At 47.2% G+C, this 12,883-nt stretch carries 14 protein-coding genes and 1 pseudogene; 12 read left to right on the top strand and 3 right to left on the bottom strand.

The genetic code is table 11. The features are described 5' to 3' along the window. Nucleotides 1-24 precede the first annotated feature (24 nt). The 8 genes and pseudogenes from SYN6312_RS20020 to SYN6312_RS17405 all read left to right on the top strand — a co-directional run bounded on the left by SYN6312_RS20020 (nucleotide 25) and on the right by SYN6312_RS17405 (nucleotide 6,503). Nucleotides 25-186, top strand: a complete 162-nt coding sequence (locus SYN6312_RS20020) for a hypothetical protein (RefSeq protein ID WP_015126207.1) — start codon at nucleotides 25-27, stop codon at nucleotides 184-186. 27 nt (nucleotides 187-213) lie between these two features. Next, nucleotides 214-1,407, top strand: coding sequence for a hypothetical protein (locus tag SYN6312_RS17380; RefSeq protein WP_015126208.1), 1,194 nt, complete (start codon nucleotides 214-216; stop codon nucleotides 1,405-1,407). A gap of 27 nt (nucleotides 1,408-1,434) precedes the next feature. Further along, nucleotides 1,435-2,172: a cupin domain-containing protein gene (locus SYN6312_RS17385; protein ID WP_015126209.1), complete on the top strand. Its 738-nt coding sequence runs from the start codon at nucleotides 1,435-1,437 to the stop codon at nucleotides 2,170-2,172. Between the two features lie 6 nt (nucleotides 2,173-2,178). Then, entirely contained in the window at nucleotides 2,179-2,895 is a 717-nt protein-coding gene (locus SYN6312_RS17390) for a cupin domain-containing protein (RefSeq protein ID WP_015126210.1), read from the top strand. A 145-nt stretch (nucleotides 2,896-3,040) separates the two neighbouring features. Then, nucleotides 3,041-3,271, top strand: coding sequence for an IS630 transposase-related protein (locus SYN6312_RS17395; protein ID WP_156804876.1), 231 nt, complete (start codon nucleotides 3,041-3,043; stop codon nucleotides 3,269-3,271). A 201-nt stretch (nucleotides 3,272-3,472) separates the two neighbouring features. Beyond that, nucleotides 3,473-3,703, top strand: a complete 231-nt coding sequence (locus tag SYN6312_RS18555; protein WP_051021068.1) for a transposase — start codon at nucleotides 3,473-3,475, stop codon at nucleotides 3,701-3,703. 165 nt (nucleotides 3,704-3,868) lie between these two features. After that, nucleotides 3,869-4,610: pseudogene (locus SYN6312_RS19565) on the top strand (IS1 family transposase). 1,101 nt (nucleotides 4,611-5,711) lie between these two features. Beyond that, on the top strand, nucleotides 5,712-6,503 hold the full coding sequence (locus SYN6312_RS17405) for a trans-aconitate 2-methyltransferase (protein ID WP_015126211.1): 792 nt from the start codon (nucleotides 5,712-5,714) through the stop codon (nucleotides 6,501-6,503). A 598-nt stretch (nucleotides 6,504-7,101) separates the two neighbouring features. On the opposite strand, the gene SYN6312_RS17410 is transcribed toward SYN6312_RS17405, so the two are convergent. After that, nucleotides 7,102-8,082 carry a bestrophin family protein gene (locus SYN6312_RS17410; protein ID WP_015126212.1) on the bottom strand — a complete coding sequence of 327 codons (981 nt, stop codon included), beginning with the start codon at nucleotides 8,080-8,082 and terminating at the stop codon, nucleotides 7,102-7,104. Nucleotides 8,083-8,176: 94 nt separating this feature from the next. Here SYN6312_RS17410 and nadC point away from each other — a divergent pair, with 94 nt between their 5' ends. The 4 genes from nadC to SYN6312_RS17430 all read left to right on the top strand — a co-directional run bounded on the left by nadC (nucleotide 8,177) and on the right by SYN6312_RS17430 (nucleotide 11,216). Beyond that, nucleotides 8,177-9,040, top strand: coding sequence for a carboxylating nicotinate-nucleotide diphosphorylase (gene nadC / locus SYN6312_RS17415; RefSeq protein ID WP_015126213.1), 864 nt, complete (start codon nucleotides 8,177-8,179; stop codon nucleotides 9,038-9,040). Between the two features lie 113 nt (nucleotides 9,041-9,153). Then, nucleotides 9,154-10,185 carry a LysR family transcriptional regulator gene (locus tag SYN6312_RS17420; protein ID WP_015126214.1) on the top strand — a complete coding sequence of 344 codons (1,032 nt, stop codon included), beginning with the start codon at nucleotides 9,154-9,156 and terminating at the stop codon, nucleotides 10,183-10,185. Nucleotides 10,186-10,288: 103 nt separating this feature from the next. Further along, on the top strand, nucleotides 10,289-10,471 hold the full coding sequence (locus SYN6312_RS17425) for a hypothetical protein (protein ID WP_015126215.1): 183 nt from the start codon (nucleotides 10,289-10,291) through the stop codon (nucleotides 10,469-10,471). Nucleotides 10,472-10,478: 7 nt separating this feature from the next. Beyond that, nucleotides 10,479-11,216: a dienelactone hydrolase family protein gene (locus tag SYN6312_RS17430; RefSeq protein WP_371257412.1), complete on the top strand. Its 738-nt coding sequence runs from the start codon at nucleotides 10,479-10,481 to the stop codon at nucleotides 11,214-11,216. On the opposite strand, the gene SYN6312_RS17435 is transcribed toward SYN6312_RS17430, so the two are convergent. Next, nucleotides 11,213-12,070, bottom strand: a complete 858-nt coding sequence (locus SYN6312_RS17435; protein ID WP_015126217.1) for a class I SAM-dependent methyltransferase — start codon at nucleotides 12,068-12,070, stop codon at nucleotides 11,213-11,215. The genes SYN6312_RS17430 and SYN6312_RS17435 overlap by 4 nt on opposite strands. Nucleotides 12,071-12,099: 29 nt before the next feature. Further along, entirely contained in the window at nucleotides 12,100-12,834 is a 735-nt protein-coding gene (gene fabG, locus SYN6312_RS17440; protein WP_015126218.1) for a 3-oxoacyl-[acyl-carrier-protein] reductase, read from the bottom strand. Between the last annotated feature and the right edge of the window lie 49 nt (nucleotides 12,835-12,883).

The raw sequence follows: 12,883 nt of genomic DNA on the forward strand, positions 1-12,883 counted from the left end.
TTTTCTATTGGAGATTTTTGAATCATGAGCGACAATAGCCAAACCAACTCTACTGCCCACTCAGATCAGGCCCCTAGCCAGGCCAAGAAAGCATGGGTCACACCAGCAGTCTCTCAGTCTCCGGTTAATGAATTTACCCAAGCTAGTTTCGCTGGTTCAGGTGCTGACGGTGGCTTTTATTCTTAATCAGTTTTTCTTAAAATTAATCAACTTATGCTCCATGTGGTGCTTGCCTGGGAGTTAGGTGCGGGTTTTGGTCATCTTACTTCGATTGCAGCCTTTGCAAGTGAGTTAATTGGCTATGGGTACTCTGTAACGGCTATTGTTCCCAAGCTCCAGCCGGCTGCCTACTCACTACTCCCACTGGCAATCAGGGTAATTGAACTGCCTGTTCCTGCTGCACCACCACGGGATTTCCCCCTCTCAGTCAACTACACGGCGAATCTGCTGCGAAATGGGTTTTGGCATTCGGAAACAATTAAGCAAAGAGTCCAGGCCTGGCAGAACATTCTGAACAAGCTAGACCCTGATCTTTTGATTTGTGATCATGCCCCATCTGCGCTGCTCGCCAGTCGTGATGCCGCTTATCCCCGCGTGGCTATTGGACATGGGTTTACGCTACCCCCCCTCTCGGAGCCAATGCCAAGCCTCTATCCCTGGTTTTCGTTGTCCATTGAACAGTTACAGCAAGCCGACCAGATTTTCTTAGGGATTGTCAACCCTGTTTTGATGGAAATGGGGATCCCTCCTTTAGCCAGAGTTGCGGCATTATTTGACAGGGTCGAGCGTTTTTTGTGCATAGAACCGGAATTAGATCACTATCCAATTCGCCAAGGAGAAACCTATTGGGGAGGGATTGATGCCGTGTTTTCAGTAAGGCTTGAGGAGAAAAGCTTAGAAAATATAGATTCTGGTGTTTTTATTTATATGTCAGCAAACAATCGTTTTCTGGTGCCATTGCTCAGGTTTCTCACTGCCAAAGAGATTCCCGTGCTAGCCTACCTTTCTGGACAGGGTATTGAAACGGTTCAAACATCTTTCCCACCCCCACAGATTCAATACTTACCATCCCTGATCAACTTCAAAATAATTACGGAAAGCTGCCGGGCTGTGGTTGTTCACGGTGGTACGTTGTCAGCTTCATTTTTTCTCCGGCAGGGTATCACACTCTTAATTTGCCCCTCAGATCTAGAAAAAGCTATTTTGGGAACTCGCCTCCAAGAACGGCACTTAGCCCAGACTGCCAATTGGTTTAGCCCCCAGGGTTTATCCGATAATCAACTTGAGAATTGGTTAGGAGCAGACTTAGGAAGCAATCTTACTGAATTTTCCAAAAAACACGCCACGGCAACTCGTCCTAATCCAGTTAAATCAATTATTAATCAATGGAACCTACAAATATCATAAAATTTCATGTGACCTTTGGACGTTGATATGAATATGAGTCAGTTAGGCTATTGGGTCAGGTCTATCCCCGCATATTTTCCGATCGATCAAGAGTCAAACTGGGTAATTAAGCCGTTGTATAAAGACTATCCAGGCCTGGTGGGGACACTCTCAACTTACTACTCCGTCCTAGCTCCTGGGCATATTCTCCATGCAATTCATACCCATGATGATGATGAAATTATTGTCTTGCTTTCTGGGAAATTAGATATTCTCGCTCCTGATCATCGAATTTCCATTGGGCCGGGGAGTTTTTTTCATCATCCACCCCATGATCCCCACACAATTGAGGCCGTTGGGTCGGAAGTTGCCTGCTTTCTGGTATTCAAGTGGAAGTCTGAACCTAAACCGCAAACATCTGAAACTGCTGAATTTTTCCTATTTGATGCCCAGGATTTAGCCCCTTGGGATCAGGAGAAAGGGTTTCAACTCCAGATACTTTGTGAAAACCAACCCCTGACTAATGGCGGGAAGCTCAAAGTTGGTTTAATTCATCTAGCACCCAATCGAGGGTATCCCCCACACAGCCATGATCATGATTTGATGCTAGTTCTACTCAATGGTGAAATGAAAGCCCTCGGGCATAACACTAATGCACCTGCTGTTATTTATTACCCTGCTGGTACCCTCCATGCTCTTGCACCTGTCAGCCCAGCCCCAATCACTATTATTGAATTTGAATTTCATCGGGGTCGTGAAAACTCACAAACAACTGGGGGCTTCTAGATTCCAATGAAATCAACATTCTGGATTCGGTCTCTACCCCAAAATCCTCCCATTCATCCATTGGCAAACTGGGTGGTCATGCCTTTAATCAAAGACTACAAAGGGCCGATGGGCAAAATTTCTGCATATTATTCAGCTTTGTGGCCTGGGCATCGCCCCCATGGGATTCATCAACACCCTGAAGAAGAAATGATTATTCTCCTCAATGGTGAGTTAGAGATTATTTCGCCTGATCATCGGATTCGGATTGGGCCGGGCAGTTGCTTCCATCATCCACCGGGGGACTTACATACCATTGAGTCTGTAGGCAATGAGCCAGCTAGTTTTTTGATTTTTAAGTGGATTGAAGAATTAAAACCAAAACTCCAAAAAGATTTCACTGCCCAGTTTCACTTATTTGATCCAATAGAGTTACAGGCTTGGGATAGTCAAAAACCTCATCAACAAAAACAAATTTGGAAAAATCAACCCCTGGCCAATGGCGGGAGTCTTACTTTCTATCGAGCTTATCATCATCCCTATACTGGCTTTCCCATCCATTTCCATGACTATGATGTTATGGCTATTCTCCTAACTGGACAGATGGATATTTTGGGCTTTGTGGCAACTGCACCGAGCATTATTTATTACTCTGCTGGTATTTTGCATGGTTTAGCTCCCACCAGTCCTGAAGCGATTAACTATCTGGAATTCCAGTTTCACCAGCCTCCAATCACCCGCTAATTTTAGCTGTTAATTACAGCATTATCCATTTTGGGATGTAGGCAGATTGAACGATTTTTAAAATTTTTGTCTGGACTTGGTTAAATCTATAGCTATTCCAGGTAAGAGTGGGACAGAGAGGAGAGAAAAGGGATCCACTTAATGATTGTTGTTAACCCTAATGGTGATGAGTTACAGCTTGGATTTACGCCAACGGGTGATTGCCTATTTCCAACAGGGTGGTCAAGTGACTCAAGCATCCAAAATTTTCCAGGTGGGTCGCTCAACGATTTATCGGTGGCTGGGACGGGATAATTTAGCCCCAACCGTGGTCACTCGTCGTCCCCGGAAACTGGACTGGTCTGCGCTGGAAGCAGATGTGAGAGCCTACCCCTAGAGCTTTGCTGCACCTCCGGTAGGCTAAGCCAACGTTCGTAGAATGACCGTTTAGTGGATCGATCCCAGCGGTTGGGCGTGGGGATTTCGACCGTTGCCTATGCCTTGAGTTAACTTAAAATCACCCATAAAAAAACAACTCCGGTATCAAGAACGGTGTCGCACTGAGCGAATTAACTACTTAAAGACGCTGCAAGGGTGGGTGAAAGAGTCCGGCAGTTCAAGTCTTGTTTACATTGATGAGACGGGATTTGACACCAATCCGACCTGTATCTATGGCTGGTCAAAACGGGGGCAGCGGTTATTTGGAGACCAACAGGGGAAACGACGGAAACGAGAGAGTCTAGTTGCTGCTCGGCGAACTCACATGAAGGATTTTATTGCACGGATGATTTTTAATGGCTTTTTGGATGCAGTGGGATTTGCCGGGTGATTGAGCCGTTATTGCTTGCCCGAGTTAGACCAACCCTCACTCCTGATTCTGGATAATGCCTCAATACACCGAAAGGCAGTGATGCTGCGCACGACCGTTAGTCTACAAGACCTCGTTGAGACGGCCGGACATCAGGTTCTTTTTCTGGCGTTGCATAATGGAAAGATAAACTGTCCTAATTGTCAATCTACCCATGTGAGTAAGAACGGCCACCGTGGTGCGAAGCAAAACTATCTTTGTGTAGAATGCGGTCGCCAATTTATCGACTCCTATTCACCCAAAGGCTACCCTGATACAGTGAAAGAACACTGCTTGAAACTCTATGTCAACGGTCTGGGATTCCGAGCCATTGAACGCTGTACTGGGGTGAATCACAACACCGTGTAGATATTTTATCTTTCGTAGATTAATTGAGTCAAAGCGCTAGGTGAAGTCCTTCCCGATGCACCAGAATCCGCAGAAATTCCACAAATTGCTCAGGTGGATGAGCTAGAAACATTTGTTAGCTCAAAAAAACAAAATCTGGCTGTGGACATCTGTAAATGCCCATTGTGCTGGGATTATGGCTTGGGTATTGGGGCAACGAAATGCTCCAACATTTTGACAATTATGGTTAGTCATTCGTCGTTGGCACTGTTTTCTGTATATTACAGATGACTATTGTGTCTATCCGTGCTTTATTGTAGAGCTTTGCTCGCTCGAAGATGATGGCGACCATCTGGTCAGTAAAACTGCGATGACTTGAGTTGAAGGCGAAAACAGTCGCTTGCGTCATTATTTAGCTCGACCACACCGGAAAACCTTTTGCTATTCCAAGTCGGTAACAGTCTTAGCTGCCTCGATAAAACTATTACTTCATTACCTCAAGTTCCGGGAAATTCCACGTTATTCTCATATCATCTCTTGACTATGCAACGCCAAATCTGTTGCTCAGTAAATTTTTTTCTTTTCTTTATGTGTAATTTTTCATACTTCCTCCCATAGGAGAAGTACTTCAAGTAGAAAAGTCTAAAATAATAATCAAAGGTTGATGCCCTTATAAAAAATTAGAACCATTATAAGTATCTTATACTTCTTTGCAAATATCTTCAAGTCAATCCTGAAAAATTATCAACTAAAGATTATCTAATTCTAAACACAAAACTATTTTTTTAAATTAGAATGACTTTTTTATTCAACCGTAAATTGATCAGTATATGCGATTTGAAGCAGTGTGGCTGAAAGTTAAAAACTTCTTGAGTAAAGTGTGGCACTTATTGAAGACGTTTAAGATTACTAAATGGCTGTTTGAACAGTTTTTAAGTCATTTTGTTCTCCATTCTTCTCATCTCAGTATGTATAGCAGTCCATCTTGATTTGTGAGAATGATTGATCATCACAGGCCTTGGCAAGGAATAGCCTTTCCGTAAACCTAGGGTGAAACTAGAAATTTTCAGATAGATATAATTCCATCCTAATCTCACAATTCATTACTGTTTGCTATATGATGCGTTCTCATGAATAATTCATGTTTGCTATATAGGGATTTAATTTGTACCAGTCCAGGAGAGAATCTGTTGTCATAAACCCGTTTAAGACTTTCTGTTTGGAGTTCTGGTGGCAGAATCAACAGTTCACAATCTCAAATCCATCAGCTTTTAACCATAAGCATTTCCCTCATTGCAGGACAAGCTTGTTTTTCGTGATAACAGAGGCTTCCGTGTTGTAATTAAATAAGGTGGTGGCTACATTGCTAAAGCTGCAGATTCTCCTTTTCGCGCTTATTAAGACAAAGAGCGTTAGGTTGTCAGATTTGAGATATGCTTAATTCTTCAGCACATAACCATCTGTGGTAATGTTTGATTGCATCTTAGAATTGAGATTAGAGCAAATGCAGGTAGCATATTAATGAGTGAATGGAAGCAAATAGCTCGATGTCACAACATTATTCAAGAATTTGAAAGATAATCTCTAGATGAAGCAGTCTAATAACGTCTAGTGTCAAGCAGCTGCAACCCGAGGACATTTCATGACAGAGTGGCACGCAGACGATTATCACCGCCAATCGGGTCTTCAGCAGGTGATGGCGGAGGAACAGCTTGGGCGGTTGGTTCTGGAAGGCGACGAGCGGATTCTTGATATTGGTTGCGGAGACGGAAAGATCACAGCGGAAATTGCTATGCGGCTTCCCCGTGGCTGGGTGCTTGGCATTGATCCGTCGCGAGAGATGGTTGCTTTCGCATCGAGCCGCTTCGGTCGCCCTGTTCTAGAGAACCTCCACTTCGAGGTGGCCGATGCTCGCCAATTACCCTACCAGAATGAATTTGATCTTGTCGTTTCCTTTAATGCTCTTCACTGGGTTGTAGAGCAAGACTTGGCCCTTTGCTCAATTCGAGCGGTACTGAAGCCAGGCGGACGGGCCCTGCTACGCTTGGTACCAAGTGGCCAGCGCAAATGCCTGGAAGATATTATTGAAGAGGTCTGTCATCGGGAGCGCTGGATCAACAACTTCACGGGCTTTTGCCAACCCTATGTGCATTTCACGCCCGAGGAGTACAGAGTGTTAGCTGAGAAGGCTGGATTTCGGGTTGTGAAGTTGAACGTGGAGGATAAAGCCTGGGATTTCAAAACCCGCAAGACGTTTTTTGCTTTTGCCTGGGCCACGTTTGTGGAATGGACTCAGCATCTACCAGAATCCGAATGGGAGAGCTTCATTACGGACGTACTGGACTCCTACCAGTTAGTGGCAGCGGATAACCCAGAGGAAGTGAACACATTCAAGTTTTATCAAATGGAAGTTGAGATCACGCCTGTGCCTTAGTAGAGCGAACTTGAATTTTTAGGAACCGCAGAGACTTTGCGATCAATGCTGTCATTGATGTGGTTAATGAATAGAACACTGGCTTATACCAGAGATCGTTTATGGCGAATTTAATCAATCCGTTTCTTTAATTCACAACTCTTGATTGGAAATTACAGAGTCCCCAATTTTTAACCCTCTAAAAACACTTTTTCTTCTTATGTTCTGTGAATGAGAGATTGATTGCGGATACGATGTTTGGGACTAATGACAGATAGTTGTCCCGCCCCGAAGTGTGGGGGTTGCGGCGAGAGATGTTGACAATCACGAGAGATGTATAGCGTTACTCATTTAGGGTTCTTATTGGGACAAGTCAGGAAGGCAGTCTTTTTAAGATTTCTACTCTCTCATAACAGTCTGCGTACCACTACATCAATCCGCAGGGGCAGCATTTGCAAGTGAACACAATTTGGCATGACGTGACCTGGGGCAAGTGGGGCGGTTCTGGCCCCCCTACGGACGGTACGTGACTTTGTTGGCCATGTTTCAGGCTGATATCCGTCACCGGCCGAGCGAGACTCGATGCAAGTCTCTAAATTACCCTGGATAAACAGTAACGCTATTGATCCATCTTGGTAAGGGGGTAACCTGACCGTAATTCTGAGTCAGGTGGAGCTATGAACGGCATTAATGGAGCATCAATCAAATCCTGAATATTTTGTTGCATGGTTTGACAGATGGCATCTAGGGGCAAATCATTACAATCGCGACCAAAGGGATTTTCAATTTCCAGGCCAATTTCTTCTACTCCAAATAATGTGAAGGCAATCAATCCCACCACCAGGCCAGTAAAAATGCCCAATTGTCCAACTAATTGAAAAGGCAGCAGGAGGCAATAAAGCAGGAGGAGTTGCTTGAGGTGAATTGCATAGGCCAAAGGAATCGGGGTTTTGATAATCCGCTCCGAACCACCGACTACATCCACCAAATGCCCCACATAATCACTTAAAACCGTCAGTTGATAGGTGGGAATTTTCCCTTGCCGATATTGTCGATGGAGATAGTCCTCAAGCCAAAACGCAATTCGCAGGGGGGGATTTTGTACCGTGGCCAAGGCCTGGAGCTGATGAGGGGTCAAAAATGGGGCTATTTCTTGCAAAGGTTCTTGCCGTAAATGTTGTTTCGTTGCAATTGCAAACGCCAAAATCAAATGCAGGGCAGCAACCTTGGCATGGCGATCTGCTTCTGTCTCACATGGAATGGCCACCCAAATTAGGCGGGTCAGATTCCGGCTCGTATTCACCATCAGGCCCCATAGTTTCCGCCCCTCCCAAAATCGTTCATAGGCCGTATTCGTCCGAAAAACTAAGAGCAACCCCAGGACAATGGTGGGAATTACCGTCCCCAGAATCGGCATACTCAGGGGATAGACATAGGTATGGAGGAGGCTAATCACAATCCCAACAGCCGTACAGAGTAGCACTGGCGGCATAATCGCTGGAATCACCGAGCCACGGTATTGCAAGGCCAGACGAAGACGGCCGGGGCGGGGATAGAGAACCTGGCGCAGTTTTGATTCCCAGTATCGTGCTGAACTCACTGCAGACTTGTCCGAAACATGGAGGATTTTTGGAGTTTGGCCCTAGAGTATTAAAAAGGATTTGGCAGGCAGTTGTGTAGGGAAGCAAAATTTTGTGGCGATTTTACCCCATTGGCTGATCTTAGATACGCTTCTCCAGGCCTGGCTCCAGGAAGATATTGGCCGGGGTGATCGGACAACACAAGCCTTGGGCCTGGGAGAACAAACCGGACAAGCCGAACTAGAAATCAAACAAGCTGGAATGATCGCTGGACTATCAATTTTTGGGCGGGTCTTTCAACTCCTCCAGCCCACAGCCCAAATTGAGCTCTTGATTCAGGATGGTGAGCCAGCCAACCCTAGTCAAATCGCTGCCCGTGTGACAGCCAGTTTAGAAACGCTCCTCCTCGGCGAACGGGTTGCCCTCAACTTAGTCATGCACCTGAGTGGAGTGGCCAGCTTAACTCGGATATATGCCGATCTCATTGCCGATTTACCAACCCAACTCGTTGATACCCGCAAAACGACACCTGGTCTGAGATTGCTGGAAAAATATGCCACTCAAGTGGGGGGAGCCATTAACCATCGCTTGGGCTTAGACGACGCGGTGATGATTAAAGACAATCATATTCAGGCTGCTGGTGGTATTGCCCAGGCCCTTGATCAGATTCGCACCCAAATCCCCTTTACCCACAAAATTGAAGTCGAGACCGAAACCCTCGGGCAAGTCCAAACCGCCCTAGCCGCTGGGGCAGACATCATTATGCTAGATAATATGCCTATTGAGCGGATGACCCAGGCCGTGGATATGATCCGCCATCAACGCCCAGAGGTCAAAATTGAAGCATCGGGCAATATCACCCAGGAAACCATTCGCACTGTCGCCCTGACCGGAGTGGACTATATTTCCACAAGTGCGACCATTACCCGCTCTCCCTGGCTGGATTGTAGCCTAAACCTATTGGCCGAGATGAAATAAGCTGCCACAATGAGCAATTAAGCTTCTGGCAATTCCTCACTGACCAGACTGATACCTTTCCTCAATTAAATTGCGATCCTCTTCCCTTTATGGCTAAAGCCTGTGAGTCGTTCATGACCGATCTACCCTTTACGTTGGATCATCTCCGTATTCTCAAAGCCATTGCGGCAGAAGGTAGTTTTAAGCGCGCCGCCGAAAGCCTTTACATTTCGCAACCCGCCGTCAGTTTACAAATCCAAAATGTTGAGAAACAACTCGATGTCCCCTTGTTTGACCGGGGGGGGCGGCGGGCCCAACTGACCGAGGCCGGACAGTTACTCTTGGAATATGGAGACCGGATTTTAGCCCTCTGCCAAGAAGCCTGTCGGGCCGTGGATGACCTGCAAAAACTCCAGGGGGGAACCCTGATTTTAGGCGCAAGTCAGACCACTGGAACCTACCTGATTCCGCGGATGATGGGTCTGTTTCGCCATCTCTATCCTCAGGTGGCCGTTCAACTCCATGTCCATTCGACGCGGCGAACCTGTTGGAGTTTAGTCAATGGGCAAGTGGATTTGGCGATCATTGGGGGCGAAGTTCCAGCCGAATTAACGGAATCCATTAGCGTTACGCCCTATGCGGAAGATGAATTGGCCCTTGTCTTACCGGCAAGCCATCCCTTAGCGGTCTCCGATCAAATTGTTAAAGAGGACTTATACAAGCTGAACTTTATTACTTTGGATGCCCAATCCACAATCCGCAAAGTGATTGATCAGGTTCTCCTCCGAGCCAATATTGACCCTCGCCGCTTAAAGGTGGAAATGGAACTGAACTCGATTGAAGCGATTAAAAATGCGGTACAGGCGGGACTGGGGGCAGCGTTTCTTTCGGTCACAGCCATTGATAAAGAACTGCAATTAGGAGATATGCGGTGCATCAAAATAGAAAATGTCGTTATCAAGCGCACCTTGTCCTTAATCACTAATCCCAACCGCTATCGGTCGCGGGCCGCAGATACCTTTTGTCGGGAAATTTTACCCCAGTTTGCCACTTTCGAGTTGGGGCGGGATTTTCAGGAATTAAAGCCCACCTTAACCAGCAACTCAACCCCCCTAAAGGAACTCTTAGCCACGCCCCAGGCCGAGCCAGTTTCCCCCGGTCTCTAAGGTAGCCCAGCCCAGCGGGCCTTAGATCTACAACAACGACTAGGAAAAGATGCCCAAGAACTCGTTAAGATGGTGAAGCGTTGGTTCTGCTTGAGAGGGCAGTATGGATCAGGAAGCATTACGGACTGGGGTACGGGACATTGTCCAACAACGAGGAGCTTTAGTGCAGTTGCTCGAGCAGCCCGACATTGGCACCTTACGCATTGACATCAACCAGGCCTTGGAAGAATTGGATGATCTCTTGGAAGAATTCAAGCGCACTTTTCCTGATGTTGACGGGGTTTAGGGCATAACTGGCGATGACGATTACGACCCGCTCCGTGCAAATTCCCAGTAGTGACATTGCCATTGATGCCTACTTAGCCCTGCCCGACTCCCCAGGCCCCCATCCCGCCGTCATTGTCTTTCAAGAAATTTTCGGGGTCAACAGCCATATTCGCCATGTCACCGAACGGTTTGCCCAGGAGGGATATGTGGCCATTGCCCCCGCTCTCTATCAGCGCCAGGCCCCAGGCTTTGAGACGGGTTATACCGCCGCAGACATTGAAATGGGTCGGAAATATAAGGATGCCACCACTGCGGCCCATCTCCTCACCGATACCCAGGCCACGATCTACTACCTCAGCCAATTAGGGGATGTGAATCCTGAGGCCATTGGGACGATTGGATTTTGCTTTGGGGGCCATGTGGCCTATTTAGCCGCAACCTTGCCAGAAATTAAAGCCACAGCCTCTTTCTATGGGGCCGGAATTGTCACATCTACCCCTGGCGGCGGCCAACCTACGATCACTCGCACCCCAGATATTAAGGGAACAATTTATGCCTTTTTTGGCGATCAGGATGCCAGTATTCCCCTGGAACAAGTAACCGCCATGGAAACGGCACTTCAAAAATCTGGGATTAAACATCATATTTTCCGCTATCCGGCCGATCATGGCTTTTTCTGTGATCAACGGGGAAGTTATGATGCGGCGGCGGCCAGCGATGCTTGGTCACAGGTGCAAACCCTATTCAAGACAATTCTAGTTTAAGTTTGTCCGGGGATTGCCGTTTTCTTATGGGTGACTTGTACCCCGGTCAAACAATCTAGGGTCAGGGTATCCCCCCAGGCCTGGGTTAGAGATTTTTCTAGCTCCCTGAAAAGAGTTTCTCGTTGGTCGGCTGCCAAGACAATGTAGGGGGATAAGGTTCCCAGCAGAGCTAAATAATCCACCACAGAGTAGGTGATTTGCCAGGCCTGGGTATGGGTCTGAAAATCTTCAAAATAACCTGAGTCCAAAATATGCCCTTTGAGAATATCCATCGCGACTAAATGTTGCTCGGCCTCCTCATACTGCCCTAGGTGCAGCGCAAACTCACGGTAAATCGGAGTCATCGTCACGAACACATCCGGGTGGGGTTGGGGTGGCACATTCCAGAGCAAGATCAATGGGCCGTGGGGAACTAATAATTCTGCTGTTTTTTGACACCGAATGGCTGGGTCTAACCAATGAAACGAAGTCGCCGCTAAGACTGCATCAAAAGACTGTTCTAAACCACTCCAGGCCTCGAAGGTGGTGTTAATAATTTCAACGTGAGAAAATTTACGACACTGGGCCTGGGCAATTTCGCAAGCCGTCTTACTGGGTTCTAAACAGGTCAGATGAAATCCCAATTCCGCAAAGGCAAGAGAGGCAATCCCCGGCCCACAGCCTAACTCCAAAATATGACTGCCCGGCGAGAGGTTAGCCCAATCTAAGGCCTGTTGAATGCACCCTTGGGGATAGCGCGGCCTTACCCGATCATAGGTTTGGGCCACAGAACTGTACCAAGAGTCTCGCTTTACTGTTGGATAGTAGGCCTGGGTGATATTTGTCCAATGGGGTGGGACGACTACATCAGCCATGAGAGTACCGACATCAATCTCACCTCAGCTTAAGCCATGACCATGCCGCCATCTACATTAAACACCTGCCCCGTAATGTATGCCGCCGCCGAATCCAGAGCCAAAAACCTGACCATGCCGGCCACTTCCGCAGGTTGCCCAAACCGCCCCAAAGGAATGTACTTGAGAATTTCTTCAGCATTGAGGTCTTGGGTCATTTCTGTGGCAATAAAACCAGGCGCAACTGCATTAACCGTAACCCCGCGACTGGCAAACTCCTTGGCAACTGTTTTGGTAAAGCCAATCACCCCCGCTTTGGCCGCACTGTAGTTGGCCTGGCCTGGATTGCCCATGAGTCCAGAAACGGAAGCGATGTTAATAATTCGTCCTGATCGCTGTTTAAGCATGAGGCGACTAATAGCTTTGGTACAGAGAAAAACCCCTGTCAAGTTCAGATCAATCACCGCTTGCCAATCTTCAAGACTCATCCGCAGAAGTAGGGTATCTCGGGTAATCCCGGCATTGTTCACCAAAATATCCACCCGCCCCCAGGCCTCGGTGACTGTTTTAACCAAGTGATCCACTTCATCTGCTTTGGAGACATCTGCCTGAACGGCCAGGGCTACCCCACCTTGGGCCTGAATTTTCTCGACCAGGGCCTGGGCCGCCTCAGCCGAGCGAGCATAATTAATCGCCACCTGAACGCCCTGGGCGGCCAGCGTCAACGCAATTTCCTGGCCAATACCGCGGGACGCGCCTGTGACAATTGCCACTGATGTACTCAAGGGGTGACACTCCTAAATAAGAGTTTGCTGATTAACCTATTGCTCCAAT

The organism is Synechococcus sp. PCC 6312 (assembly GCF_000316685.1).
In the GTDB taxonomy this organism is placed as follows: domain Bacteria; phylum Cyanobacteriota; class Cyanobacteriia; order Thermosynechococcales; family Thermosynechococcaceae; genus Pseudocalidococcus.